The organism is Oricola sp. (assembly GCF_965230365.1).
Lineage (GTDB): Bacteria > Pseudomonadota > Alphaproteobacteria > Rhizobiales > Rhizobiaceae > Oricola.
In genome coordinates, this window is the sequence record NZ_OZ246003.1 from 2,141,537 (window position 1) to 2,167,207 (window position 25,671).

General features: G+C 62.7%; 22 protein-coding genes. 7 read left to right on the top strand and 15 right to left on the bottom strand.

Translation table 11 applies throughout. The annotated features are described in order from the left end of the window. Genes nirJ through ACO06R_RS10290 form a run of 4 tightly spaced genes read left to right on the top strand, consistent with a single transcriptional unit; the run spans window position 1 to window position 3,691 of the window. Complete coding sequence (nirJ, locus tag ACO06R_RS10275) at window positions 1-1,212, top strand: heme d1 biosynthesis radical SAM protein NirJ (protein ID WP_421848979.1); 1,212 nt, start codon at window positions 1-3, stop codon at window positions 1,210-1,212. Next, window positions 1,187-2,728 (top strand): cytochrome D1 domain-containing protein, encoded by a 1,542-nt coding sequence (locus ACO06R_RS10280; RefSeq protein ID WP_421848982.1) that lies wholly within the window; start codon window positions 1,187-1,189, stop codon window positions 2,726-2,728. The genes nirJ and ACO06R_RS10280 overlap by 26 nt, the downstream gene beginning before the upstream one ends. 13 nt (window positions 2,729-2,741) lie before the next feature. Beyond that, a complete protein-coding gene (locus ACO06R_RS10285; protein WP_421848985.1) occupies window positions 2,742-3,446 on the top strand; it encodes a CbiX/SirB N-terminal domain-containing protein in 705 nt (234 codons plus the stop codon). After that, window positions 3,443-3,691: a hypothetical protein gene (locus tag ACO06R_RS10290; protein WP_421848987.1), complete on the top strand. Its 249-nt coding sequence runs from the start codon at window positions 3,443-3,445 to the stop codon at window positions 3,689-3,691. The genes ACO06R_RS10285 and ACO06R_RS10290 overlap by 4 nt, the downstream gene beginning before the upstream one ends. A gap of 15 nt (window positions 3,692-3,706) precedes the next feature. On the opposite strand, the gene ACO06R_RS10295 is transcribed toward ACO06R_RS10290, so the two are convergent. From ACO06R_RS10295 to ACO06R_RS10335, 9 genes are all read right to left on the bottom strand, one after another. After that, window positions 3,707-4,615 (bottom strand): FAD:protein FMN transferase, encoded by a 909-nt coding sequence (locus ACO06R_RS10295; RefSeq protein ID WP_421848990.1) that lies wholly within the window; start codon window positions 4,613-4,615, stop codon window positions 3,707-3,709. Between the two features lie 26 nt (window positions 4,616-4,641). Continuing rightward, on the bottom strand, window positions 4,642-5,163 hold the full coding sequence (locus ACO06R_RS10300) for a nitrous oxide reductase accessory protein NosL (RefSeq protein ID WP_421848993.1): 522 nt from the start codon (window positions 5,161-5,163) through the stop codon (window positions 4,642-4,644). Beyond that, window positions 5,160-5,990, bottom strand: coding sequence for an ABC transporter permease (locus ACO06R_RS10305; protein WP_421848996.1), 831 nt, complete (start codon window positions 5,988-5,990; stop codon window positions 5,160-5,162). Before ACO06R_RS10305 ends, ACO06R_RS10300 begins: the two co-directional genes overlap by 4 nt. Beyond that, complete coding sequence (locus ACO06R_RS10310) at window positions 5,987-6,883, bottom strand: ABC transporter ATP-binding protein (RefSeq protein ID WP_421848999.1); 897 nt, start codon at window positions 6,881-6,883, stop codon at window positions 5,987-5,989. Before ACO06R_RS10310 ends, ACO06R_RS10305 begins: the two co-directional genes overlap by 4 nt. After that, window positions 6,880-8,139 carry a nitrous oxide reductase family maturation protein NosD gene (locus ACO06R_RS10315; RefSeq protein ID WP_421849002.1) on the bottom strand — a complete coding sequence of 420 codons (1,260 nt, stop codon included), beginning with the start codon at window positions 8,137-8,139 and terminating at the stop codon, window positions 6,880-6,882. Before ACO06R_RS10315 ends, ACO06R_RS10310 begins: the two co-directional genes overlap by 4 nt. A 3-nt stretch (window positions 8,140-8,142) precedes the next feature. After that, window positions 8,143-10,035 carry a TAT-dependent nitrous-oxide reductase gene (nosZ, locus tag ACO06R_RS10320; protein ID WP_421849005.1) on the bottom strand — a complete coding sequence of 631 codons (1,893 nt, stop codon included), beginning with the start codon at window positions 10,033-10,035 and terminating at the stop codon, window positions 8,143-8,145. A 36-nt stretch (window positions 10,036-10,071) separates the two neighbouring features. Next, on the bottom strand, window positions 10,072-12,225 hold the full coding sequence (locus ACO06R_RS10325; RefSeq protein WP_421849008.1) for a 4Fe-4S binding protein: 2,154 nt from the start codon (window positions 12,223-12,225) through the stop codon (window positions 10,072-10,074). 309 nt (window positions 12,226-12,534) lie between these two features. Continuing rightward, the gene (locus ACO06R_RS10330; RefSeq protein WP_421849012.1) at window positions 12,535-13,104 is read right to left on the bottom strand and encodes an STM3941 family protein; all 570 of its coding nucleotides are present in this window, start codon (window positions 13,102-13,104) and stop codon (window positions 12,535-12,537) included. A gap of 87 nt (window positions 13,105-13,191) precedes the next feature. Continuing rightward, window positions 13,192-14,226 carry a cysteine synthase A gene (locus tag ACO06R_RS10335; protein WP_421849015.1) on the bottom strand — a complete coding sequence of 345 codons (1,035 nt, stop codon included), beginning with the start codon at window positions 14,224-14,226 and terminating at the stop codon, window positions 13,192-13,194. Between the two features lie 206 nt (window positions 14,227-14,432). Here ACO06R_RS10335 and ACO06R_RS10340 point away from each other — a divergent pair, with 206 nt between their 5' ends. From ACO06R_RS10340 to ACO06R_RS10350, 3 genes are all read left to right on the top strand, one after another. After that, window positions 14,433-15,086 carry a ChrR family anti-sigma-E factor gene (locus tag ACO06R_RS10340; RefSeq protein WP_421849018.1) on the top strand — a complete coding sequence of 218 codons (654 nt, stop codon included), beginning with the start codon at window positions 14,433-14,435 and terminating at the stop codon, window positions 15,084-15,086. An 88-nt stretch (window positions 15,087-15,174) separates the two neighbouring features. Continuing rightward, on the top strand, window positions 15,175-15,999 hold the full coding sequence (locus ACO06R_RS10345; RefSeq protein ID WP_421849021.1) for an SDR family NAD(P)-dependent oxidoreductase: 825 nt from the start codon (window positions 15,175-15,177) through the stop codon (window positions 15,997-15,999). Window positions 16,000-16,510: 511 nt separating this feature from the next. Beyond that, window positions 16,511-17,515, top strand: a complete 1,005-nt coding sequence (locus tag ACO06R_RS10350) for a sugar-binding transcriptional regulator (RefSeq protein WP_421849024.1) — start codon at window positions 16,511-16,513, stop codon at window positions 17,513-17,515. 42 nt (window positions 17,516-17,557) lie between these two features. Here the strand turns inward: ACO06R_RS10350 and ACO06R_RS10355 are convergent, their stop codons facing one another. The 6 genes from ACO06R_RS10355 to ccmI all read right to left on the bottom strand — a co-directional run bounded on the left by ACO06R_RS10355 (window position 17,558) and on the right by ccmI (window position 25,670). Further along, on the bottom strand, window positions 17,558-18,844 hold the full coding sequence (locus ACO06R_RS10355; protein WP_421849028.1) for a class I SAM-dependent methyltransferase: 1,287 nt from the start codon (window positions 18,842-18,844) through the stop codon (window positions 17,558-17,560). An 18-nt stretch (window positions 18,845-18,862) separates the two neighbouring features. Then, window positions 18,863-19,705, bottom strand: a complete 843-nt coding sequence (locus ACO06R_RS10360; RefSeq protein WP_421849031.1) for a DUF1365 domain-containing protein — start codon at window positions 19,703-19,705, stop codon at window positions 18,863-18,865. Next, window positions 19,702-21,078: an NAD(P)/FAD-dependent oxidoreductase gene (locus ACO06R_RS10365; protein WP_421849034.1), complete on the bottom strand. Its 1,377-nt coding sequence runs from the start codon at window positions 21,076-21,078 to the stop codon at window positions 19,702-19,704. The genes ACO06R_RS10360 and ACO06R_RS10365 overlap by 4 nt, the downstream gene beginning before the upstream one ends. Next, the gene (locus ACO06R_RS10370; protein WP_421849037.1) at window positions 21,075-22,541 is read right to left on the bottom strand and encodes a cryptochrome/photolyase family protein; all 1,467 of its coding nucleotides are present in this window, start codon (window positions 22,539-22,541) and stop codon (window positions 21,075-21,077) included. The genes ACO06R_RS10365 and ACO06R_RS10370 overlap by 4 nt, the downstream gene beginning before the upstream one ends. Window positions 22,542-22,700: 159 nt before the next feature. Continuing rightward, the gene (locus ACO06R_RS10375; protein WP_421849041.1) at window positions 22,701-24,119 is read right to left on the bottom strand and encodes a hypothetical protein; all 1,419 of its coding nucleotides are present in this window, start codon (window positions 24,117-24,119) and stop codon (window positions 22,701-22,703) included. Window positions 24,120-24,245: 126 nt separating this feature from the next. After that, window positions 24,246-25,670 carry a c-type cytochrome biogenesis protein CcmI gene (ccmI, locus tag ACO06R_RS10380; RefSeq protein ID WP_421849044.1) on the bottom strand — a complete coding sequence of 475 codons (1,425 nt, stop codon included), beginning with the start codon at window positions 25,668-25,670 and terminating at the stop codon, window positions 24,246-24,248. Window position 25,671 lies beyond the last annotated feature (1 nt).

A 25,671-nucleotide genomic window follows, 5' to 3' on the forward strand; every position in this document is an offset into this window, starting at 1 on the left:
GTGTTCCGTCTTAGCCAATATATGGACCAGCTTTACGATCCAACTCCGGTACGGCCGCAGCGCGGCGCGCCCAAGCCGGTCGTAATCTGGAACCTGACGCGCCGCTGCAACCTGAAATGCAAGCATTGCTACACGGTTTCGGCCAATGTCGACTTTCCGGGCGAATTAACCGCGAAACAGGCGCGCGACACGCTGGAGGATATTGGCCGTTTTCTGGTTCCCGCCCTGATCCTGTCTGGCGGAGAACCTCTTTTGCGCGACGATCTCTTCGAGCTGGCGCGCCGGGCGCGCGAGCTTGTCCGCGTGCTGGCGCTGTCGACCAACGGAACCGCCGTGACGGGTGAAAACGCTGACAGGGTGGCCGAAATCGGCTTTGACTATGTCGGTATCTCTATCGACGGTATCGGCACGGTGAACGACCGCTTCCGCGGCGTCGAGGGCGCATACGATCAGGCACTCGCCGGCGTACGGGCCTGCAAGAAACGCGGCGTGAAAGTGGGCCTGCGTTTCACGATCACCGACGACAATGCCGACCAGCTTGGAGAGCTTCTCGATTTGTGCGACGGCGAGGGCGTCGACAAGTTCTACCTGTCGCACCTAGTCTATGCCGGGCGTGGCAACAAGGCGCGCGGTGACGATACCGACCATGTGCGCACACGCCGCGCCATGGATCTTCTGATCGAACGGGCCGCGGCCAGCCACAAGGGCGCTGCGCAGCTGGAGATCGTGACCGGCAATAACGATGCCGACGCTGTCTACTTTCTAAATTGGGCAGCAGAGCGCTTTCCCGCCGAGCGGCTGGCGCATCTGCGCGCGCATCTGGTGGCTTGGGGCGGCAATGCTTCTGGCGTCGGCGTGGCGAATATCGACACGCAGGGCAATGTACATCCGGACACCTATTGGTCGGAATACACGATCGGTAGCGTCAAGGAGACGCCGTTTTCCGAACTGTGGACCGGCTCTGACCCTATGCTTGCCGAGCTTCGCCGCCGGCCGCGCCCGCTCAAGGGGCGCTGCGGTGCGTGCGCGCACAAGTCGATCTGCGGCGGCAATACGCGCATTCGTGCGCTGCAACTCACCGGCGATCCCTGGGCCGAAGATCCGGCCTGCTATCTGGGCGACGCGGAAATCGGCGTCACCGAGCCGGCGGATCGCCTGACTGTCAGACCATTCACGGGGGAACGTCATGATCCTCAACCGGCTTTCCTGTAGTTTCGCGGCTCTTTGCCTGTTGGCAGCGCCGGCGCTCGCCGGCTCGCCGCAGGACGTCTATGCGGAACAATGCGCCGACTGTCACGGCACCGGTCGCCTCGGCGGCATCGGTCCCGCGCTTATTCCCGAAACGCTGCGCCGAATGCGTGGTCCCAAGCTGGAGCATGTGATCACGCATGGCCGCGTGGCGACACAGATGCCGGCGTTTGCAGACGTGATCTCGGCGGAGGATATCACCGCGCTTGCTGCCTGGCTGGATACGCCGCTGGAGGTCATTCCCGGCTGGAGCCCTGAGCAGATTGATGCGAGCCGTGTGCTGAACCCGGATTACGTACCCGCCGCTGCCCCGGCCTGGAAGGCCGACCCGATGAACATCACGCTCGTCGTCGAAACCGGCGACCATCATGTCAGCGTGCTCGACGGCGACACCTGGGACGTTCTCGACCGGTTCGCCACGCCATTCGCCGTTCATGGCGGGCCGAAATTCTCGCCCGACGGGCGCTATGTGTTCATCATGTCGCGCGATGGCTGGGTGCAGAAATACGACCTGTGGTCGCTGCAGGAGGTCGGCCGCGTGCGCGGCGGCCTCAACAGCCGCAACATCGCCATGTCGCATGACGGAAACTGGCTGGCCGTGGCGAATTATCTGCCGCTGACGCTGACCATCCTGTCGACCAAGGATCTGAGCGTCGCCGAAGTGCACGAGGTCAAGGGCAAGAACGGCACGCCGAGCCGCGTTTCGGCAGTCTATCAGGCGCCGCCGCGCGAGAGCTTCGTACTGGCACTGAAGGACGTGCCGGAGATTTGGGAAGTGTTCTATGGCGAGAATCCGCCGTTTCACGGCTTCGTGCATGATCACCGCGACGAGGGACCAATCGGCTATGACGAGCCGTTTCCGGTTCGCCGCATCTCGCTTCCTGACGTGCTGGACGATTTCTTCTTCAGCCAGAGCTACGAATTTGTGATGGGCGCCAGCCGCGACGGCGACGGGGGTCAGGTTGTCGACATGGTCATCGGCCAGAAGGTCGCCGACCTGGACCTGCCGGGCATGCCGCATCTCGGTTCCGGCATCACGTGGGAGCGCGATGGCGCCACCATCATGGCGACACCGCATCTGCGCGACGGCGTGTTGTCGGTGATCGACATGAAGACCTGGGAAACCATCAAGCGCGTGCCGACGCTGGGACCCGGCTTCTTCCTCAGGAGCCATGAGAATTCCGATTATGTCTGGGCAGACGTGTTCTTCGGCCCGAATCGCGACGCGATGCATGTGATCGACAAGCAGACACTCGAAATCGTCAAAACGCTGCGTCCGGTTCCCGACGCGACTGTTGCCCACGTCGAGTTCGACCGCGATGGCGAGCACGCCCTGGTCAGTGTCTGGGAGGATGATGGCGCGGTCATCGTCTACGACGCCAAAACGCTCGAGGAAGTCACCCGACTCCCGATGAGAAAACCGTCAGGAAAGTACAATGTCTGGAACAAGATCACATTCTCCAGCGGCACCAGCCACTGAACCGCACGAAGTCGTGCTGGTCGCATTCGGGTCGCTGTCGGACGCCGAGGCACTGGAAGAGGCGGTGCAGGACCTGACAACCGATGTCGCGGCCGAATTGCCGGACTGGACGTTGCGCGGCGCGACGTTGGGGGCCGAAGGCGCGATCGCGCGGGCCTTCGACGGGTTGTCGCCTGAGGCCAGCGTGTTCCCGCTGATGATGTCCGACGGCTGGCTGATGCGGCGCGTCCTGCCTGATGCGCTGAAGGCCGCGGGGCGGGGCGACACGCCGGTCCTTACTCCACTCGGGCTGATGCCGGCCTTTCGCGACCACTGCGCCGATATGATCCGCGTCGGCGTTGCCGAAAATGGTCATGCCGCCGAGGCGACCACCGTCGTCCTTGCCGCACATGGTTCGGCGCGCGGGCCGAGGCCGGCCGCCTGCACACGGGCACTCGCCGAGGAGCTTGCGCGGGTGACTGGCGTGCGTGCGGTCGTTCCGGGCTATCTGGAGGAGGCGCCGTTTCTTGCCGATGCCCTGCGCGATGCGCCGGAACCCGCGATCTGCCTGCCGTGCTTTGCGACCAATGCCTGGCATGTGACCGGCGATGTGCCGCAAGCGGTGCGTGAAGCCTGCTTTACGGGCCTTGTGCTGCCGGCTGCCGGGACGGTTACCGGCGTCGAGGCGATCATCGCGCGCGATCTGATAGCCGCGCATGGCGCAGCGCGCGCAGCATGACCAGTCCGGATACATCGGAAAAGCCGTGGCCGGTCTTAACACTGGCCGCGCTTCTTTATCCGCTGGCAGCTGGCGCGGTGGCGATCAATGTCTTCATGCTGGCGCTGATGGGCCGCGTTATCGGGCTGGCCGAGATTTCGCCGGTGACGTCGGTCATCGTCGGTCTGGTGTTCGGCGTTCCGGCCGCATGGGCTGCCGGCGCATGGGTGCGGCGGCTGATGGATATTGCCGACGGGCGGCGTTGACGATCCCGATTACCATCAGATTGCCAGTTCGATCCGCGCCTCCGGAAAGCGGCGGAGAACAGCGTCAGATCGGTCGGCCGGCGTGACGCAGAGCGCGGTCGACAGCCCGTCGGCCAGTTCCGCGCGACGCGCGGACACCGCGACCAAGGCGCGGGCGCTTGCCTCGCCGCCGCTTGCCGGGTCGAAAATGTGGCCGGTTTCGTCTTCTCGCGACAGGAGCGTGCCTTTTGGCGACGATGTTGCCAGGGCCCTGTCGGTGAGGACAAGCCGCTTCAAGACGGTCCCTGCCGGATCCGCGATGCCGGCGCGCCATAGCTCCCCTCCGGCATTCCGGCCCATTGCCGCGACTTCCCCCATATCGACGAGGATGTCGGTCAGGCCGTGTGCGCGCAGCAGCGCGGCGATGCGGTCGGTGACGTAGCCCTGGGCGATGCCGTTCAACGTCAGCGCCGCGCCCTTGCGGGCGAGGGTGACGGCGGTTGTGTCGAAGCTCACGCCGTCCCAGCCAACGAGCGAGCGTGCGGCGGCGATCTCGTCGGGCGAGGGCGAGCGGCCCTTGCCGGCGGCATGAGCGACCGCCGAGAATAGCGGCTGGACGGTCGGATCGAACGCACCTTCGGTTGCGCCACGCAGGCTGGCACAGGTGCTGAGCACGGCCAACAAGTCCGCAGACGGTGCTTCCAGCTTGCCGCTGGCATTCAAGCGCATAATCTCGGAATCGCTCCGGTAGAGGCTGAAGATCGCCTCGAGACGGTCCAGTTCGCGCCTGATATCGGCGAAGATCGGCTCCGCCTCGCCAAGCGATATGCCGGCGAGTTGCAGCGACGCACTGGCGCCAAGCGCGATTCCCCCCCATCGCGCCACCGGCGCGGCAGAGGCCATGCCGGTTCCCGCCGTGGCGAAGGCAGCGGCGGATATACTCAAAAACCTGCGCCGGGTGAGTTGCGGGATCATTGCGGCACCTCGAGTTCCATGTCTGGGTCGACCGGCCCCAGGACAGCGTCATCCGGGATCTCGGTCATTGCCAGAACCTCTCCGCCATAGCGCCGGGAAAATGCGCCTGCGGCTTCCGGATTGGCGAAGGGGACGACTTCCGGCGCGCCCATTCCGCCCGCCACGCGCGCGCCGACGACGAAATGCGCGGTCTCCGATGCGATCCAGTTGTCGGTTCCGGGGTTCTTCCAATCATCGGCAGTGCCCATGTCGCTGACATAGATAGCGAGTATGCGCGCATAACGCTCCGGGCTTTTGATATAGGCAACGGCGTCGCGGACCTGCGCGAAGAAGATCGGGGCGGGCTGGCCTTCGAGATGGATCTGGGCCTTCGGTCCGCCATGCTCGAGTACGTTCATCTGGCAGAAATAGCTGACATTCTCCGCGGTCAGGGGAACCGGGTTCGGGGCCTCGGCCGTCTGCTGGTTGCAGCCGGCCGTCAGGGCGATGGCGGCAAGTACCGGCAAAATCTGCCTCATGGTTCGACCCTCCGGAATGCGCCGCGCGCCAGCACGAATGCGAGAACGGGCCATACCACCAGGGATAGAGGTGCGGCCCACCGCGGCAGGTTGTCGGCAGCACCCGTCATACCGGCGGCGATCGCCACCGACTCGGTGCCGGCGATGTTCCAAAGCCGGAAAGCATCCGCCGGATTGGCCGTCATCAGCCAGGGAAAGACAACGCGCGTGAACACGCCGTCGCCATCCATGACCACAGCGGCCAGAAGCGCGAGGTCGTAGAATACAACGAAGACCAGCCAGAGCGCCGCGGACAAGCCGGCCGCCGCCGGTGTGGACCCGGCGAGCGCGGAGATCAGATAGCCGAGCGCGACGAAGCAGGCACCCAGCAAGACCGACGTCGCCATCAGGCGGGCCAGTGCCGCAAGACTCTCCTGGCCGACATCGCCAAGTGTCGCGGCGAGCGCGCCTGCCACGCCGAAGCCGAGAACGCAGGCGATGGCCAAGGCGGCGAGATGGGCAAGCGCCTTGCCGAACAGGATTTCTGCCCGGCTGGCGGGATAGGACAGGATAAGACCGAGCGTGCCGCGGTCGCCTTCGCCGGCCACGGCGTCGAACGAAATCAGCAACGCCAGAAGCGGGATCAGATAGACGGCGAGCGTCGTCATCGATGCGACGGATACCGTCAGCATGTCGACGCCCAGCGAGCCGGTCGGCGCGCTGCCGGCCATCGACAGGGCCACGGCAAAGACCACCATGATCATCGTGGCGACGTAGAACCAGCGGTTGCGCCGAAGCACCAGTGCTTCGGCGTGGGCGACGGCGCGAATGCGGGTGAGGGCAGTCATGCGTCACCTCCCGAAAAATGCCTGTAGAGATCTTCAAGTCCGGGCGGCGAGATGTCGATGTCGGCGACCGCCGTGCCGAGGCCCGACAGCTTCTGCAGGGCTTGCATTTTTTCGTCGGCCGGGCAGCGGATCTCGACAGATGTGCAGTTGATCCGCGCGCCCCCCGTTTCCGCCGCGATTTTGTCGGCGGTGTCTGTTTCAGACGCGCGCACCTTCAAGACAATGGGAAGCCGCGCGGCGCGGGCGAGGTTGGCAAGCGTGTCATCGGCAACAAGCCGGCCCTCGCTGAGAATTGCGATCCGGTCGGTGCGCGCTTCGACCTCGGTCAGCGCATGGCTGGCGATCAGGACGGATGTGCCTTCGGCGGCGAGATCGTCGATGATCGCATAAAGATCGTAGCGCGAGACGGGGTCGAGGCCGCTGGTCGGTTCATCGAGAAGGGCCAATTTGGGCCGTCCGACCAGAACTTGCGCCAGACCGAGGCGCTGGCGCATGCCTTTCGAATAGGTGGATACCCGGCGATCCGCGGCCTTGGCGATACCGACGCGCTCCAGCAGCGCGCCAGTGTCGGCACGGTGTTCGCCGGCGAGCGCTGCGAACATATCAAGGAGTTCCCGGCCGGTCAGCGCACCCTGAAAGGCGACCGCTTCCGGCAGATAGGCAACGGCACGGCGCGCAGCCGCCGATCCGGGCGCGTGGCCGCAAATGGCAATCGAACCCGCGTCGATGCCAGTCAGGCCGAGAACGGACTTGATCAGTGTCGATTTGCCGGCGCCGTTGTGGCCAAGAAGCGCTATGCGCGCGCCTTCTTCGACGCTCAGCGACACGTCGTTCAGCACCGCAGTGCCATTGCGGCGCTTTACGACGCCATTGCATGTCAAAGGCGTGCTCATGTCTCGCCCTTCCAAAGGTTTTTCGGCACTTCGATCTCCACCGGTCGCATCAGGGCGTGGCTGTCGATAACGCCGCCCGGCAACAGCGCCGGGAATGCGGATTGGGACCAGCGGACAAGCTGGACCGCCGGCGAGCCGAGAAGCAGCTTTGCAGCCGGCTGTGTCCAAAGGACATGGTCCATGCTGTCATTCGGACGATATGGAACGTCGGCGACGCCGTCGCCGTCGAGGTCGTAGGCGGCGAAATCCGACCAGTAGTTGCCGCGGCCGTTCTCCGACCATTCATCCCAGCGGGTCGAGACATACTTGACCTGGGTGCGGTTGCCGATGAATGCGTTACCGACGATGTCGTTGCGGTCGGAACCCGCGGTGAAGTGGATGCCGATCTCGCAGTTTTGGAACCGGTTTCCGGCGAAGTTGTTGCGATGGCTGTTGTAGAGAAAGGCACATTTTTCCGGGCCGCCCTGCACCAGATTGCCCGTGATCTCGCTGCGGTTGGCATAGTTCAGCATGATGCCATGATCGCGGTCGTTTATCGAGATGTTGCCGGTGACCCGAACCCGGGTCGAGAACATGACCGCGTAGCCGAGATGGTTGCCGATCGACACGTTGCGCGAAACCTCGCTGTCGTCGGCATACATGTAATGAACTGCAAAACGCAGGTCGCGGAACGTGTTGCCGATAAAACGGTTCTTCTTGGAGGAGTTCACGAAAATGCCGTCGCGGCCCCACCGGATACGATTACCGGCGACTTCCGCGCCGGGTGCGTTCCAGACATAGACACCATTGCCGCGCCGGTTCATCAGACGGTCCTTGCGGCCTTCGATCCGGTTGCCGGCAACGCGAGAATTCTTCGCGCCGTGGATGTCGATGCCGTAGAGATTGCCGCGCAACACATTGTCTTCGACGATTGCGCGGTCGGCTGTCTTCTTGAGCTGCACGCCGCTGTCGATACCTTCATGATCGTCGCCGGATCCGGTGATCACAAGGCCGCGTACCGTCACGTCCGGGCCGGTCACGGTGATCACCGAACCGTCCTCGTTTCCATCGATATGGGCCGCGCCACCGCCATCGAGCGTGATCGCGCGGTCAAGCACGACCGGACCGGCATAGTTGCCGGGCGCCAGGCGCAGGACGTCGCCGTCCTGCGCGTTGGCTATCGCGTTCGCCAGCTCGCCGGGCGCAACTGAGACTTCCCCTGCCGCGAGCGGCAGGGGAAGCACGGCAAGCAACGCCATGACGAGCAGGCGATGCATGGCTCAGGCTGCCCGCGGTTCGACGAACATGCGGCCGCGCATCTCCATGTGGAGCGCGTGGCAGAACCACTGGCAGTAGAACCAGTGCACGCCTGGCCGGGTGGCGGTGAAGGTCACCGAGGCTGTTGCCTGCGGTGCGACTTCCATGGCGATGCCGAAGTTCGACAGGCAGAAGCCGTGTGTCACGTCGTCGATATCGTCCATGTTGGTGACGTAGATCGTCACTTCATCGCCTTGCTTGACCGTGAACTTCTCCAAGCTGAAGTTCGGGGCGATGGAGTGCATATAGACGCGCACCTTGTTACCGTCGCGGATCGGTTCGTCATGCCCCCAATCGAGGTCGACACCGTCGGCGGCGGCCTGTTGGCGGGCTTCTTCCCACATCGGATCGTCGCGGTTCCACACACGGGCCGGATTCACGATATCGCGGCGCACGATGATGCTGTCATGCGGTTCGGCAAAAGTCGGGCCGTCATGCACGACTTCCATACGGTCGCCGGCGATGTCGATGAGCTGCTCGTTCTCCGGTTTCAGCGGGCCGACATTGAGGAAGCGGTCCTTGGAGAACTTGTTCATCGAAACGAGCCACTTGCCATCTGCTTCAGCGGTTTCACCCATCGATGTCGAGTTGTGGCCAGGCTGGTACTGGACGTCGACCTTGGAGATGATCGGGTCTTCGCCACGCACCGCCTTGTCGATGTTCCACTTTACCACCTGGCTGTCGAGGAACAACGTTGTGAATGCATTGCCCTTGCCGTCGAAGGCGGTGTGGAGCGGCCCGAGGCCAAGTTCGGGTTCAGCAACCACGCAGGACCGCGGCTCGGCGCCTTCGAACAGGGCATCGAGTTTTTCGACATCGATCACCGACACGGTCGGCGAGAGCTTGCCGTTGACCATGACGTGGCGCTTGTCGGGCGCGGTGTTGATGCCATGCGGCGAGTTCGGGATCGGAACGTAGCGGGTATACTTTTTGTTCTTGCCCTTGCGTCCGTCGAGGACCTTGACGCCGTGCAGTTCCTGATAGTCGCCGGCGGCCACGCCAGCCTCGATCTCGGCGAGGTTGAAGACCACGATGTGGTCCATCTCGTTTTCGGTCATCTCGGCGAGGTTGGTACCCATTTCCGAGTTGTAGGAGGTCGAGAAGGCATATTTGCCCTGATAGTCACAATCGGTGTTGTCGAGGTTGCCCGACACCAGAACCTGCCATGCGATTTCCATCGTGTCGCCATCGATGGCCGTGAACACGTTCACGTACTGGCTGGGATCGTCGAGGATCTGGCCGTCATTGACCAGCGGCGCTTCGTGTTCGCCATTGGCGAAGACGTAACCGGTCCGCGGATACTTTTGCGGCCGCATGCCGTGGATGTCCTTGGCATTCGGGATTTCGATGATCTTGTCGCACTTCATGACATCGCAGCGAACGCGAGCGACGCGGGTGTTCGCCTTGTCGTTCATGAACAGGTAGCGTCCGTCATAGGTGCCGTCGGTGAACGACATGTGCGGGTGGTGCAGGTCGCCATTGTCATAGGTCACCTTGCCATGGGCGGCGAGGTATTCCTTGGATTCCGGCAGAAGGCCCTCAGTCAGAACCTTGAGGCTCTCATTTGTCTGGCCCCAGCCGGTCGCCGAACAGCGGTTGAAGACCGGGACGCGCATCAATTCGCGCATCGACGGCACGCCGAGAATCCGCAATTCGCCGGTCTGACCCGACGACCAGAAGCCGTAGTACTCGTCCAGTTCACCCGGTGCGAGGCTGAACTTTCCGGCGGCGGCGGCCGGTACGGTGCTGCTTAGCAGTCCGCCGGATACACCGGTCGTCGCGACGACGGCCCCGGTAGCTGTGGCGCCGAGCAGGCCCCTTCTCGACAGTCGGAACATGTCTGTCCTGTCAGTCATGGTTTTCCCCTTTAGGATAGTGGGAGGTGACGCCAGTCATTCGGCTGCCACCGTCTGTTGCGCAGAAACCGGCGTGCCTCCCACTGCGGCACGCCTTTTCAATTGCCGGATCACAACCGGACACTTCACCTCGGATTGGTAAAGCACCTGGCAGTGCAGGCAGTTGACACACTCGTTCGGGTTGATCTCGCCGGTCGGGTGGATCGCAGCGATCGGGCATTCATTGGCGCAGGTCCTGCAGGGTGCACCGCAGGTCTGATAGCGCTTCAGCCAGTCGAACATGCGGATCCGGGCCGGGATCGCCAGCGCGGCGCCCAGCGGGCACAGGTAGCGGCAGTAGAAGCGTTCGATGAACAGCCCGGCTACAAGGACCGCCAGCGCGAACACCACGAACGGCCAATCGCGAACGAATTTCAGGATGATTGCCGTTTTGAACGGCTCGATCTCGGCTAGTCTTTCGGCGGCCGGTATGGAAGCCAGCGAGACACCGAACAGTCCGAGGAAGATCATGTATTTGAGCGCCCACAGGCGTTCGTGCAGCCCCCAGGGCAATTCGACCTGCGGGATCTTGAACACACGGCCGATCCGGTTGGTCAGTTCCTGCAGCGCGCCGAAGGGGCAGAGCCAACCGCAATAGGCACCGCGGCCCCAGAACAGCAGCGCGGCGGCTACCGCGAACCACTGGATGAACACCAGCGGGTCGAGCAGAAAGGCATCCCAGGTAAACCCGGTGCGCAGCGCGCCGGCGAGCGCCATCAGGTTCACGACGGATAGCTGAGCGTTCATCATCCAGCCGAGCCACACCAGCGAGACGGTGAGGAAGGCCATGCGGAACCAGAAGAAGGGACGTTCGCGACTTGTCGCCTGGAACTGGAAGAAGAACACGCCGGTCAGCACGGTCAGCATCAAGCCGAGGCCAACGATTTCGAATGTCTTGTCGCGCCATATCCGCTGCCAGAGTGCGGCCTTGGCCTCGGCCTCGGTCTGGATGGCGTCGTGGGCGACCGGTGCGACGGCGGCCGGCAACAGGTAGCTCTCCGGCAGGTGATAGCCGAGATCGAAGGTCAGGAAAGTCTTGTCGACCGCACCGACCGCGCGCTGCGCCAGGAGTTGGATACGGAACGGCTCGCCCGGCTGGAAACCGGCCTCAGCAGGGATCCTGAACAGGTCTAGTTCGGTGAAGCTCGGCGCATCCGTCGGCGCAAGGTTGAGGACGCGGCGGTTCTGGCGGTCGAAGAAGCGGGCCGAAACATCGCCCTGGATGAGTTGGAAGCGGTCGAAGATGCCGCCGCGCACATAGCCCGAACCCTTATAGGAATAGGCGCCGCGACCGAGCAGCAGCAGTGCCTGCTCGCCCGGTTCGAGCCAGTTTACGAGATTTGTGTATTCGCGTTCGCCGAGCAGGCTCAGGCCGATGGTCGGAACGCTGACCAGTGCGGCGTGCAGATCGATATAGGTGTCGCCGGTGTCACCGGGTTCCGGCCGTGCGATGGCACGCGCGTCGCCGGTGGCGGCGAAGGCGGCGTTGATCTGGCCGATATCGATGGTCATCCGACGGATCGATCCGTCGCCCGAAAGGGTCGTCCAGTCGGCCTGCCGGGATTGCTCCATGTCGACTTCGCGTGGCGGTCCAACCGGTGTTTCTGTCACCAATCCGCCGAGACCGAGCGCCCGGGCGACCTTCAGCCCGGCGCGGACGATGGAGTCGTCGATCACCATGACCGTCACCGTCGCGCCGGAGATGATGTCGAGATCGTGCGCCGAACCGCCGGCCGCCGCTTCGGCCTTCAAGTCGAGGCCGGCATAGCTTTCGGTCAGTGCACGCATGCGCGTATCTGGGATGCCGATCAGGACGATCGGTTCGGAGTGTTCGACCAGGCGCGCGCCGGTCAGCACGGCGTCTGGCGAGATTGCAGCGACGACATGGATTGGTTTGCCGGAGTAGCCGGTCGTGCCAACAAAATCGGAAGTCAGGAAGGCCCAGGCGACTGTCTCTCCGCCGGCAAGCACCGCCGCCGCGTCGATGTCGTCGCGCACCGGGCCAAAGGCGTCCGCGCCGGCGACCAGTTCGGCCGGGTCAAGTTCGCCAAGAAAGCGCGATAGCTCATTTGCGCCGGACGCGCTGATTGCGCCCAACACCAAGAGAGCGGTCAGAATGCCGCGATGGACAAATTTTGCCAGCCGATCCATGCGGGCGACCCTCGCCGCGGATCGGCCCAACCACCTTGACCAAGGTCAAGTCGCATATCGTAATCGATCGGTTTTTGATCAGTCTCGGCAGATTGTGATGATGGCGGAAGGGGGTATCGATTTCAGCTGCGGCTACGACGTTCGGGAAGGTCCGCACAGCGTACCGAGCCGGACTACTGAGGAGGTAGGCGCATTCCGAAGTGGCCTTGCGAATCGAACTGTTGCCGTCAGGCGGCGCGGATGCTGTCGATAGAAGGCGCTGGTAAGGATTGGGCGATGCAAGTCAAATCAGGACATTCCGTAGAGCACTCAATGTTCGTCCAAAGCAGAAGGCTGGTAGTCTTCGAAAAAGCTGCGCATCACCTCCAAAAGCTCAGAGAACGAAACGTCGAGGTCGCTTGAAAAGACAATGATGTCCCGCCTTTTTATCCAACGTGTAAACCTGCTCGACCAAGTCGGGTTGAAATCGGCAGCGTGATCGGCATGCAAGCGCAAATGGATGCTTGACGTCAAGCGGAAGGTCCAGACGGACATGCGGTCAATGGCTGACCAGGGGATCTCTCCGCGAAAGCAGCGCTTGTCGGTGAAACCGGTTGGTGAAAGAACGACATAGGTCGGGTGAACGAAAAACAGACGTCCCAACAATTGGACCGAACGGACACCAGAAAGCACAATTATCGCCCAGCCCGCATAAACGGTGGACTCGCCGTAGCTGGAACCGATTACTCCATCCCGTACCATGCACACGCCAAGCGCCACAACGGCAAAATGGGCCGCGATAAGCGCAATCGACTTTGAGAGCGATCGCCGGATCGATACCGGGCGCCGAATATCTGGTGCAATCCGGTCCATGCTCAGAACGAGCAATGCGGCCAGCAACTAAATCTGAGCAGCACTGCCACCATTTGCAGGGCGCAGGCCAGTTCTAGCGCAATGATTTCGAAAATCTCGTTTGCAACCCTCAACTCACCCCACATCCTCGAATGGCACTTCGATGGCGGTCTTTTTTTCCAGCCACGCCGGGATTGGAAGATCCTTTGAGCGCAGGAAATCGGGGTTGAACAGTTTCGACTGGTAGCGGCTGCCATAGTCGCAGAGGATCGTCACGATGGTGTGGCCGGGGCCGAGTTCCTTTGCCAGCCGGACCGCGCCGGCGATGTTGATGCCAGTGGATCCGCCCATCACCATGCCTTCCTCTTGGGCGAGGGCGAAGACGATGCGCAGTGCTTCGTCGTCGTGGACCTGCCAAGCGAAATCCGGCGTGAAGCCTTCCAGATTGGCGGTGATCCGGCCCTGGCCGATGCCTTCGGTGATTGACGAACCTTCCGACTTGAATTCGCCGATCGTGTAGTAGGAGTAAAGCGCTGCGCCCATCGGATCGGCGATGCCAATCTTGACGTTTGGGTTCTTCGAGCGCAGTCCCTCGGCTACGCCGGCCAATGTGCCACCTGAACCGACCGCACAGATGAAGCCATCAACCTTGCCGTCCGTGTCGCGCCAGATCTCGGGCGCCGTGGTCTCGATATGCGCCTGGCGGTTGACGGCGTTGTCGAACTGGTTGGCCCAGATCGCGCCGTTCGGCTCGCTGCGATTCAGTTGTTCGGCAAGCCTTCCGGACACGCGGACATAGTTGTTCGGGTTGCGGTAGGGGGCCGCCGGCACCTCCACCAGTTCGGCGCCGGCCAGGCGAAGCGTGTCTTTCTTTTCCTGCGACTGGGTCTCCGGGATTACGATCACGGTGCGGTAGCCGCGCGCCTTGGCGACCATCGACAGGCCGATACCCGTGTTGCCAGCCGTCCCCTCGACGATCACGCCGCCGGGCTTGAGCAATCCCTTTTTCTCGGCGTCGCGCACAATGAACATCGCCGCGCGATCCTTGACCGACTGGCCGGGATTGAGGAACTCCGCCTTGCCGAGAATCGTGCATCCCGTCTCTTCGGACGCGCGCTTGAGTTTGATCAGCGGAGTGTTGCCGATCACGTCGGTGACTGAACTGTGCATGACCTGATCCTGTGGTTTTGGCGGACACTATGAGTTGGCATCGGCGCCATCAAGGAAGTTTTTTTCCGAAGATCGCGGGATTGGGCGACAATTGTTTCTATCCGGTGGATTTGTTTTTTCCGGCCCCTCGATGATCCGGTTTGTCATGCTGGGCGTAGACGTGGCAGAAGGGTATGACGATAATTGCCCCTGCGGAATAGTCGACAATGACAGAAAACCAGATCGACAACATGGATGCTTTGCTGGCGCGCTATGTCGCCGGATCCTTGCCGAAGCCGATCGAGGTGCTGGTCGCCTCGCATCTGGAGCTGTGTGCCCCCAGCCGCGCCATCGCGCGGGCGCTGGAAGCGGCAGCCGGTGAGGAGATCGAAACCGAAACGCCGCTGGCGCTGAGCGACCGCGAAGCGATGCTGGCCGCCGTGTTCGGCTCCGCTCCGGCGCAGATCCGGCTGGGCGTGCGCGATCGCGCGCCGTCAGGCGAGATGCCGTTGCCTTTGCAGGACTTCATCGGCCACTCGATCGAGACCATTCCATGGAAAACCAAACTGCCTGGCTATCGGGAATACGATCTCGGCGAGGTGGATGGTTTCCATGCGCAGATGCTGTGGATCAAGCCGGGTCGAAAAATGCCGGCGCACACGCATGAAGGCGTCGAGCTGACGCTGGTGGTAGATGGCGCGTTTCGCGACAATCAGGGCTATTTCGGTCGCGGCGACATCTCGATCGGTGACGAATCGCTGGATCACCGGCCGATCGTTGCCAGCGATGTGCCGTGCGTGTGTTTCGCCATCACGGATGGCGGGCTTCGGATGACCGGTTCGCTTTACCAGCGTATCGGCGACATCTTGGGCGCGAGTTAAGCGAGTAAGGCTCCAAGGCTGGAACCGACGCCGGCGGCGCCGGACGACACGAGTGCTTGCGCCAATCGAAACTCGCGAAGGGAACACGATGCCGCTTTATCGGATCAAGAAAGGCGATGGCGCGGTTTGGATCACCGGCGCCAGCAGCGGGATTGGCCGCGAACTCGTTCTGCAGATGGCGCGCGAAGGCTACACCGTCGCCGCTACAGCCCGGTCCGCCGACAAGCTGGACGAGATGGTCACCGAAGCGGCCGGATGGCGTGGCACAATCGTCGCCTATCCCTGCGACGTCACAGACCGTAATGCGATGCAAGCGACGGTTCGACAGATCGCCGCCGAAACCGGCCCGATCCGCCTCGCGGTATTTAATGCCGGCAGCTACTTTCCCACATATGGCGACGCGATCGATCTTGATCGCTTTCGCGACAGTTACGAGGTCAACCTGTTTGGCGTCCTGAACGGTTTGGCGCCGGTCGTGGACCACATGCGCGCGGAAGGTCGCGGCCAGGTGGTTTTCGTCGGTTCGGTCAGCGCCTACTCCGGATTGCCGGCGGCGTCGGCCTATGGAGCATCGAAAGCCGCTCTCAACAACATGGCAGAATCCCTGCTGTTCGATCTCGAAAAGATGAGCATCCGCGTGCAGGTGGTGAATCCCGGCTTCGTCGATACGCCGGCGACCGAGCAGAACGACTTCGCCATGCCGGCACTGATGCCGGTCGATGCCGCCGTCGAGCAGATGGTCGCCGGGATCGAGCGCGGCGGCTTCGAGGTCACGTTCCCGCGGCGCTTTACCTATGTGCTGAAGCTGCTCAGGATGTTGCCGCACCCGCTCTACTTCTGGCTCGTCAAGCGCTCGACCGGCTGGTCGAAACGGCCTGTCGCAACGCCGGCACCCGCGCACCGGGTGGAGTGACGACGCGCGCCGGCACAAAGAAGCTTGCAAAGAAGTCGGTCATGGCTGCAAGCAGGAACGACGTCGTCGGCGGATTGACAACAATGAAAGCTGAGATTTCGGCTGCGGCACTGCCGCCGCGAACGACCTGCATGTCGAGCCCGAAACTGGTACGATGGATGAGCTGGTAGAACAGCAAGGCAGTTGCCGGCCCGATCAGGCCGCACTCGTCATGGCCACGGATGCGAACACACCTACAAGTGCTTTTCGAAACACGCTTTTTCGCCCTGAATTCCGCAGTAACTGCGTTTGCCAAGGCCAACACAACAAATTACACATGTGAAGAATTGCGACATGTGTAATTTACTGTGGCAAGTGTCAGATGCGGCGGACATCTGCCAAAAACCGCGGCGACATTAGTTGAGGTGCAATACAGGCGAAAAGAATGACTACATACAAGAAACAGTCGCGAGTCGTTGGCGAAAAACATGCGTTGCTCGCAAATGTGGCGCTTCTATACTATGGAGAGGGGATGACCCAGCACGACATTGCCAAGCGCCTCAACGTTGCGCGCTCGACAGTGGTCAACTTTCTCCGCGAGGCGCGTGAGCTTGGAATCGTGGATATTCGCGTGGATGGGAACAGCCTTTCCTCATCCAACCTGGCGGCGCAACTCAAGGACGCCTTCGGCCTTGAAGACGTGTACATAGCCCGCAAGCTTGCGAACTCCGGTGACGGCGCCGAAGAAGAAAGTCTCCGCCAGTTGGGGAGGATCGGCGCAACAGCGATGCGGGATCTGCTGAAACCCGGAGACAAGCTCGGCATCGCCTGGGGCGTCCCGGTTCAGACGATTGGGGATCATCTCACTTACAATCCGATCGAGGACGTCCGCGTCTATCAGATGATCGGCTCGATCAACACCGACCTCATACCTGCGTCCGAGAAGTGCACCGTCGACATCGCCACCAAACTCGGCGCGCAGTGCTTCACGCTCCATGCGCCGGCACTGGCTTCGACACCTGATATCGCCGATATCCTGACCGCCGAACCGACGATCGCAGCACAGATGGATGCGCTGAGACACCTCGACCTGGTCGTCGCATCCATTGGCAGCGTCGCCGACACGACCCCGATGGCCGTTGCGAAGATGCTGACGCTGAAGGAACTCGGCGCTGCGAGAAGGGCGGGCGCGGCCGGGATCCTGTGTTGCCGCTTCATCAACGCCGACGGCGAGCGAATGGAAGCGTCGCCGAACGACCGGGTGATCGCTGCGGAGCCGGAAGCCATACGCCGGGCCAAGCGCCGATTGCTCATTGTCGATGGGGAGGACCGCCTGGACGCCACACTGGCAGCCATTCGCGGTGGCTATGTCACCCACCTTTGCGTCGGCGAAACCCTTGCGAGCATGCTCGTAGCGAAAGGCGCCACGAAGTCCTCGGCCGCGCAGAGCGGAAGCGAACAACCGGAACCGCCCGGCGATTCAATGGCTCGCTTATCCGGACGGCCGGAGCGAAAGCGCAAGCAAACGGCGCACTGAACGCAGCGCATGTCGCTAGGTCAATGCCAAGCGCCGGGCCGCCTAAGAGCGTTCGTAGATCAATTGGCGCACGTCGATGAATTCGTCGCGGAAACCCGCCTCGCAATAATGGAGATAAAACTCCCACATGCGCTTGAACCGGTCGTCAAACCCCATCGGACGGATGCTGTCCCACGCATCCCAGAAACGCTCCCGCCATAATTTCAGCGTTTCGGCATAGTCCTGCGCCATGATGCGCTCGGCGATCTGCGACAGGCCGTGATCGGCGGTCAGCGCGCGCAGAAGCTGAGGTGTCGGCAACATGCCGCCGGGAAAAATGTAGCGCTGAATGAAATCCGGGCTGGCGCGATATTGCGGGAAGGCCTTGTCGTTGATCGTGATGATCTGCAGGCCGGCCTTGCCGCCCGGTTTCAGCACGTCGCGAACCTTTGAGAAGTAGCCGGGCCAGTACTTCTCGCCGACCGCTTCGAACATCTCGATCGACACAACCTTGTCATAGGTGTCAGTCTCGTCGCGGTAGTCCTGGAACTTGAGCGAGACGCGATCGGACAGCCCGGCGCGGCGGATGCGTTCCTCGGCGAAGGTCAGCTGTTCGCGGCTGATGGTCAGCCCGGTCACCCGGCAACCGGTTTCGCGGGCGGCGAACTCGGCGAATCCGCCCCAACCGCAGCCGATCTCCAGCACATGGTCGTCCGGCCCGATCCCGGTCTCGCGCACCAGCGCGCGGTATTTGGCGGCCTGGGCACTTTCCAGGTCGTTGGCGCCATCCTGGAAAAGGCCGGAGGAATAGGTCATCGAAGGGTCGAGCCAGCGGCTGTAGAAGTCGTTTCCGAGGTCGTAATGCGCCGAAATGTTCTTGCGGGCGCGCTCGCGGGTGTTTCGGTTCAGCCAGTGGCGGAACGCGCTGACCGAGCGAATGACCCGGTTGGCGCGGACCACCTGGTAGCCGAGGCTTTCATTGGCGACGAACAATTCGAGGAACTCGGTGACGTCCGGGCTCTCCCAGTCGCCATCCATGTAGCTTTCGCCGACCCCGACAGTTGCCGAGGACAGTGCGCGCTTGGGCAGGTTCCAGTTGTGCAGGATCACGACAGCGTTAGGCCCCGGATTGTTGTCGCCGAGCCGGATGACCCGTCCGTCGGGATAGGCCAGCGTTAGCGAACCGTTGGGCAGGCGCGCGGCGGCGCGCAACGCGAAGCGCGCCCGCATTGGAACGCCGCCCAGGTAGGAGCCGACAGTCTCGGGGGTTACCTTGATCGCCCGAGCCCGCAATTCGGCGATGGTGCCGCTGCCGGAAACGTCGCTCTGACTGTCCCGAATTTCCTCCATCCCCCTAATCTAGCGGGATTATTCGGCGGGTTCCAGCCCGCGCGGCACATCGCGATAGCTGACCGGGGGCGGGGGCGCACCACGCGAATGGAACTTTGCTCCCTTGATCCACAATTTCAGCGCCTCCCAGTGGATACCGGCCATGATCTTCAAGGTCATGAAAGGCAGGCTTGCGACCTGGCGCAACAGCGCCGGCGATGTGAGCGCTGCGGCGGTGCCTGAAAAAGCGGCCGAGAGCAGCGGCTTGCCGTCTTCGGTCTCCAGAATGCGCATTCGTACGGTCTCGCCGGGCGGCAGCATGCGGAAGTGGTAGCGCGCGCCGAGGCCGATGAAGGGCGATACGTAAAAGATCTTGGTCCGCTCCTGGCGCACACCGCTTGACGACATCTGCCCACTCTCGACGGGGCAGACATAAGTGTGGCGCTCGCCAAACGTGTTGCGCACTTCGTAGATGATCGCGGTCAGGCGGTCGCCGGCGTCGTGGCAGAAGTAGACCGACAGCGGATTGAACACGTAGCCAAGGATGCGGGGGTAACATAGCAGGCGGATCTGTGCGGCCGGTGCGACCCCGGCATCCGCCAAAAGGCGGTCGACATAGGCGCGCAGCAAGATGTCGCCGCTCGCAGGATCGACGTGATCGCCCTCGTGAAACGATACGAGGTTGGCACTGTTGACCGAGAAGAAGCGCGACATGGCGCCGGCTTCGTCCAGACGGTCGGGATCGATCAGCAATGAGAACACCCGGTAGGTGAAGCGATGGCCGAACGGCATCAGCCGTGCATGCATGACCTTGCCGGGATAGAGCCGGGCGGGCTCAGCCACCGGCGCAAATTCCGTCGCCCTGCCGGCCGGCGCGCTCATGACGCGGCTCGCGCCAGGGCGTGTGATGCGTTGTGCCCTTGGTTCGGTGCGGCCGCAGTGTCGCGCCAGGGAATGACGCAGCCGAGCGCTTCGGCGACCGCGAGGCCGGAACGCAATCCATCTTCGTGGAAGCCGTAGCCGGTCCACGCTCCGGCATACCAGATGCCGCTGTCGCCCTGAATGCCGCGCAACATCTGTTGCGCCTGAAACGCGCCTTCGTCGAACAGCGGATGATCGAAGCTCCACTCGCCGAATACGGTGCCCGCGGCCGGTTCGCGCACCGGATTGAGCGTCACAAAGAGCGGTTTGGAATAGTCGAGGTTCTGAAGCCGGTTCATCCAGTAGGTCACGCAGATGCTGCCTTCATCGGCGCCGCCGCTGTCGCGCAGGTAGTTCCATGCCGCCCAGGCGGTCCTGCGGCGCGGCATGAACGACGCGTCGCTGTGCAGTAGAACCCGGTTCGGCGAATAGGGTATCGCCGACAGTATATCACGTTCCTCGACCGTGGCATCGCTGCCGCGCATGGCCAGGCTCTGGTCGGTGTGCGACGCCAGGACGACATCGTCATAGATCGCGGTGGAGCCGTCTTCCGTGGTCACCGCGACACCGCCGATTACGCGCCGCACCGAGCGCACGGGGCTGGAACAGCGCAGCGTGCCCCGAAAGTCGTCGATCACACGGTCAAGATAGTTGCGCGATCCACCCGATACGGTCTGCCATAGTGGTGGCACAATCTCCAGCAGCCTGTGATTCTCGAAGAAATTGATGAAGGAGCGGGCCGGAAAGTCGAGCATGCGGATGCGCGGCGTCGACCAGATGGCGGCGGCCATCGGGATCAGGTAGTCGTCGCGGAACCGGTTCGAAAAGCCGCGGGTGTTGAGATACTGGCCGATCGAAAGACGGTCGATCAGCCCGGATTCGCGGTCGGCCAGCGACTGGCGATTGAAGCGCAGGATCTCGCGCAGCATCCACCAAAAGGACGGCGACAAGAGGTTGCGCTTCTGCGCAAACAGGGTGAGCAGGTTCTGCCCGCACCACTCGCGCCAACCATTGTCGAGCGACAAGGCGAAACTCATGTTTGAGTCTTCGGTTGCCACGTCGAAATGATCGAACAGTGCGGTCAGTTCCGGGTAGTTGCGTGCATTGAAAACGATAAAGCCGACATCGACAGAAATCGGCGTGCCCGCATAGTCAATGTCGACCGTGCAGGTGTGACCGCCGGGCTGTGCCTCGGATTCGTAGAGCGTGACATCGTGGCGTTTGGATATGGACCACGCGGCCGAGACACCGGAAACGCCGCTGCCGATGACGGCAACCTTCCTGGTCTCGCCGGCAGGCGCGATGGCGAGTGGCGGAGCATAGTTTACGGTCACGCGGCGGTCCTTTTCATTTCCTGATATGCATTGAGGGCCCGGTCACGCGCCATGCGGTGATCGACGATGGGGCAGGGATAGGACTTGCCGAGGACCACGCCGGCACGTCTGAGTTCGTGCGGCGGTGCCGTCCACGGCTGGTGAATGTGTTCGGAGGAAAGGTCGGCGAGTTCCGGTACATATCGCCGGACATAAGCGCCGTCAGGGTCGAATTTCTGACCCTGCAGCATCGGATTGAAGATGCGAAAATAGGGCGCGGCATCGGCGCCGCAGCCTGCGATCCACTGCCAGCTTGCGACATTCGAAGCCGGGTCGCGGTCGACAAGCGTATCGGCGAACCAGCGTTCGCCGTGCCGCCAGTCGACGAGCAGGTGCTTGACGAGAAACGAGCCGACGATCATCCGCACCCGATTGTGCATCCAACCCGTCTGCCACAACTCGCGCATGCCGGCATCGACGATCGGATAGCCGGTCTCGCCGAGCGTCCAGGCGTCAAGAGCCGCCGTGTCGCCGGTCCAAGGAAACGCATCAAAGGACGCGTTCAGGTTCTTGTCGCGCATGTCGGGGAAGTTGACCAGAAGGTGGTAGGAAAACTCGCGCCAACACAGTTCTTGCAGGAATTTCTGCCGGTCGCCGGCATTGACGTTCACGGCTTCCTCGATTGCCTGCCAAATCTGGAACGGCGTGATCTCTCCGAAAGCCAGATACGGCGACAGACGCGACGTGCTTTCGGTGCCTGGAAAGTCGCGTTTCTCACGATATCCGGCCGCTCCGGTCGCAAGGAAGTCGGCAAGCCGCGCTTGGGCGCCCGTTTCGCCCGGCGTCCACCGCTCGCGCAACCCGGCAGCCCAGTTCGGTGCTGTCGGTGTCAACGCCCAATCTGCGAGGCTGTCAGACGCGATATCGAGGTCGCAGCGTCGGATCGAGTCCGGGGCCGAAAACGCCGGGCGAGGTCCGACCCCGGCGGAGAAGGTGCGCCAGAACGGCGTGTAGACGCGGAATGGGCTCCCGGATTTGCTGCGCAGCTGCGATGGATCATGCAGAAGTTGCCCGTCAAACAACTCGACAGAGAGGCCGCGCGCGCGCAGGCCGGCGACGAGATCTTCGTCGGAAGCAATTCGAGAGGGTGCGAAGTGGCGGTTCCAGTAAATCGCGGTGGCGCCTGTTTCCGCGATCATCGCATCCAGCACCTCCGCTTCCGAGCCGCGCCGCAGGATCAGGCAGGGGCCGTGTCTCAGCAGAGATGCCTCTAGCGCTTCCAGCGAATGATGCAGCCACCACAACTGCGCCGGGCCGAGCCTGACATCGGATGAAGCGTCATCTTCGAGAATGTAAAGCGGGATGACCGGCCGGCCAGACGCGCTCGCTGCTAACAGCGCAAGATTGTCTTGCAGGCGCAGATCGTTCCGGAACCATAGGATCACGGGAGCGTTTTCGGGCGGAGGAAGGGTATCAGAGGACATAGAGCAGCCGGTTTATTGTTTTGATTGTAGCTACGTATGGTCAGTGCTTCCGGATCACCGGAAGTACAGTGATCACAGTATGATAGTTCGCGCGCGCTGACATCCTGCGCGAAATGGTCCGCATGTAAGTGGGATGCCGGCGCGTGAAGCGGCGAGCGGTTACGTGTCCGGATCCTGCTCTTCGTCGGGCAGCCACTCCCGACAATCCAGTTCCATCATGTCCTGCAGGACTTTCGTTGCCGATCCGGCCGTTTCGTCCTCCGGAAAGCCAAAATAAAGCGTGTGCGCCCAGGCCGGCAGAAACCGCTTCCAACCGTTGCCGTTGAGCGCGACATCCTTGATGCCGCCACCGAACAGGGGCCGTAGCGGACCGCCGAACCAATCGCCAAAGAATTCGAGGCGGGCGGGAAACCACATATTGCTCCACCGCACGATGGCGAATGGCGCGCCATGATAAAGCACGGTGCCCTTGTCGCTGTCCGCGCCTGTCGGTGAGTATTCGTAGGAATAGAGCGTTTTGGTCGGATTGTTGCCGGGCTTGTCGTGCTCCGGCGGGCAGACAGCATATTCGCGGCGATGCACCTTGTCATCGAAGGCGGCCCGGTTCTTCGTCATCAGCTGTTCGGCCATGTACATCGGCGTGCCAGCGGTCACGAAGTCAGTGATCAGCCAGGGATTGCCGTGCGCAGTGTATTGCTTCCACAACTCGCGCTGCAGCTCGCGATAGCGCGTCGGATCGCCATCCGGATTGTCGAGAAGTTTCTGGGCCTCCGCTTCAAGGTCTGTCAGAACAGTCCGGTCGACCGGAGGCGCGCCTGCGCCGCCATTCGTCTGGTTCATCCGCGTCCAGAGATAGGTGATCCCGTCATATGCGACATAGGCGCCGAGACTGTGCGCGACGACGATGATGCGCTGATATCGCCGTTCGTTGCCGAGTTGCTTGTCGTGAAGCTCGTCGAGAAAGTCGACCATGCCCTTGCGGATGTTTTTGCGCACCGCATAGGAACGCGGCGAGGTGTCGAGATAGCGGACCACATCGACGAAGCTGGCGGTGACCTTGCCGGGAATGGCTTTGGTCGCAAGCCATGTCAGTGCGGCTCCCAACGCGCCGCCGCCGGTGAGGAAAGCGATGACCCCCGGGACGGAACGGTCTTCGATGATGGCTGAGTTCTGCCAGATGTACCACGCCGCCCCAATGATGATGACCCAGAACAGCACCCATACCACGCGCAATCCGGACGGCACTTTCCAGACCGGTTGCACCAGGATGCGCCGGAATGTCTCCCACAGATCGGTGAGCTTGTTGCCCTGCATCATGTGGGCCCAATGGTATTCGTAGAAATCGGTCTGCGGATACCGGTCGGTCTTGCGCGCCAGATAGAAGCGCGTCTCGAAGGAATCGCTGTCGGGATCGGGCCGCGAGTAGTAGACCGGATTGCCGGTTTTCTGGTTGTCGCCGCTTGCCGGGCCGGGAATGGTCGCCCCGATGAAGTTGTTCAGGGTCTCCAAGGGGCGCTGCTCACCCATGCCGTGGACAAAAACCACCGCCTGGCGGAGCCGCTTTCTGCTTCCCATCATACGCCCTCCCGATATTCAGGAAGTATTCCGTCCAGCAGATGGTGTAGAAGTCAAGTCAACCGCGCAATTGTTGCGCGATTGACGCTGTTTCGGTAGGTGGCGGTATTGGCGCCGCCGCCGGCTAGCTCAGTTTACACCGATCAGCGCGCCGGCTTCCTCTGCGATGCGGCTCGCCATCACCTGGTTTTCTTCATACTGGGCGAGCGCCTTGTCATAGGCGGTACGGGCCTTCTCCATTTCGCCGATGACCGCGTAGGAGCGGACCAGCATGATCCAACCGTCCGGATTGTCCGGGTTTTCCTCCAGCTTGGCGGCCAGCCCGGCGACCATGCCGGCGATCATGCTGGCCTGGTCTTCATCGCTCATCGCGGTCGCGGCGGCAATGTCCTCGGCACTGGGGCCGCTGACGCTGGCGGACGCGACGAGGTCGATGCCGAGGCGGCGCGCCGCCTCGTCGATCTTGTTGAGCACGAAGGGTGCGGCGGCAAACTGTTCGCGCGCCGATGCGACTGCGTTGGCCGCGGCTTCGCCGTCGCCCAGCGCTGAACGGGTTTCGGCCAGGGCGAGCCAGCTCTTGTAGTCCTTCGGATCGGCGGCGAGCGCCGCGTCCAACTCCTCGGCGCGGGCCGCAAGCGCGGTGTTGTCGACCGGTGCGCCGCCGGACCTGGCGATTTCTTCAGGCGTGGCGTTCGGCAGGAATTGCGTTACGTCTTCTTCCAGAAAGCGGGCCATATTGACGATATCGCGGCGAACCAGCGGCATCCACGGCGCATTTTCCTCCGACTCGTTGGCCATGATCGCCCAGTCCTCGAGCGCGCCCCGAAAGTCCTGGGCCTGCGCCTTGGCGAGCGCCAGATAGTAGCGCGCGCGCGGATCGGGCGTCTTTGCCAGGATTTGCTGGAACACCAGCCGGGCGGCTTGCGGCACCTTGTTGCCGTTGGCGAGCGTCAGCGCTTCGGCATAGGCCGACAGGACGGCCGGCCGGTCGCCGGACAGTTCGGCTGCCTTTCGGTAAGCGTCGGCGGCCGACGCGTTGTCGCCGGTCGCCGCATAGCTGCGCGCCAGCATCCACCAGCTCTGGAAGGATTCCGGGTCTTCCTTGGTCGCGTCGATCAGAAGCGCGATCCGGCTGCCGATGTCGCCGGCGGCCGCCTTCTTTTCAAGCGCCTCGTGCTTGCGGGCGAGGAGAGGGTGGTCCGGCGCCTGCGGCGTGCCATAGACCGAATAGAGGCCGAAGGAGCCGACGGCGAACATCGCGATGATGGCAGCCGCGGCAATCGGCGCGCGCCGGGTAACGGACATGCCCTGACCGAGATTGCGGGCGGCGTTCAGCGCCCGCGCCTCGATCTCTTCCTGCGCGGCGTCGAACTCCGCCTCGCTGATCAGGCCGGATTTGAGGTCGCGCTTGATCTCGTCGGCCTGGTCGCGGAAGACCGAAATCGCGGAATCGGCCTCGTTGACCTCGACGGAGGTGGCGCGGAGCAAGGGCCGGGCGATCCAGGCAGCCGACGCAATCGCGGCGACCGATACGGAGGTCCAGAACCAGATCATT

What these genes read in the sequence shown, in the direction of transcription:
- ACO06R_RS10280 (WP_421848982.1), top strand. Translation starts at nt 1,187, where the DNA reads ATGATCCTCAACCGGCTTTCCTGTAGTTTCGCGGCTCTTTGCCTGTTG.
- ACO06R_RS10370 (WP_421849037.1), bottom strand. Translation starts at nt 22,541, where the DNA reads ATGTCCTCTGATACCCTTCCTCCGCCCGAAAACGCTCCCGTGATCCTA.
- ACO06R_RS10355 (WP_421849028.1), bottom strand. Translation starts at nt 18,844, where the DNA reads ATGGAGGAAATTCGGGACAGTCAGAGCGACGTTTCCGGCAGCGGCACC.
- ACO06R_RS10300 (WP_421848993.1), bottom strand. Translation starts at nt 5,163, where the DNA reads ATGAGGCAGATTTTGCCGGTACTTGCCGCCATCGCCCTGACGGCCGGC.
- ACO06R_RS10360 (WP_421849031.1), bottom strand. Translation starts at nt 19,705, where the DNA reads ATGAGCGCGCCGGCCGGCAGGGCGACGGAATTTGCGCCGGTGGCTGAG.
- ACO06R_RS10335 (WP_421849015.1), bottom strand. Translation starts at nt 14,226, where the DNA reads ATGCACAGTTCAGTCACCGACGTGATCGGCAACACTCCGCTGATCAAA.
- ACO06R_RS10290 (WP_421848987.1), top strand. Translation starts at nt 3,443, where the DNA reads ATGACCAGTCCGGATACATCGGAAAAGCCGTGGCCGGTCTTAACACTG.
- ACO06R_RS10305 (WP_421848996.1), bottom strand. Translation starts at nt 5,990, where the DNA reads ATGACTGCCCTCACCCGCATTCGCGCCGTCGCCCACGCCGAAGCACTG.
- ccmI (WP_421849044.1), bottom strand. Translation starts at nt 25,670, where the DNA reads ATGATCTGGTTCTGGACCTCCGTATCGGTCGCCGCGATTGCGTCGGCT.
- ACO06R_RS10340 (WP_421849018.1), top strand. Translation starts at nt 14,433, where the DNA reads ATGACAGAAAACCAGATCGACAACATGGATGCTTTGCTGGCGCGCTAT.
- ACO06R_RS10345 (WP_421849021.1), top strand. Translation starts at nt 15,175, where the DNA reads ATGCCGCTTTATCGGATCAAGAAAGGCGATGGCGCGGTTTGGATCACC.
- ACO06R_RS10350 (WP_421849024.1), top strand. Translation starts at nt 16,511, where the DNA reads ATGACCCAGCACGACATTGCCAAGCGCCTCAACGTTGCGCGCTCGACA.
- nosZ (WP_421849005.1), bottom strand. Translation starts at nt 10,035, where the DNA reads ATGACTGACAGGACAGACATGTTCCGACTGTCGAGAAGGGGCCTGCTC.
- ACO06R_RS10310 (WP_421848999.1), bottom strand. Translation starts at nt 6,883, where the DNA reads ATGAGCACGCCTTTGACATGCAATGGCGTCGTAAAGCGCCGCAATGGC.
- ACO06R_RS10325 (WP_421849008.1), bottom strand. Translation starts at nt 12,225, where the DNA reads ATGGATCGGCTGGCAAAATTTGTCCATCGCGGCATTCTGACCGCTCTC.
- ACO06R_RS10375 (WP_421849041.1), bottom strand. Translation starts at nt 24,119, where the DNA reads ATGATGGGAAGCAGAAAGCGGCTCCGCCAGGCGGTGGTTTTTGTCCAC.
- ACO06R_RS10315 (WP_421849002.1), bottom strand. Translation starts at nt 8,139, where the DNA reads ATGCATCGCCTGCTCGTCATGGCGTTGCTTGCCGTGCTTCCCCTGCCG.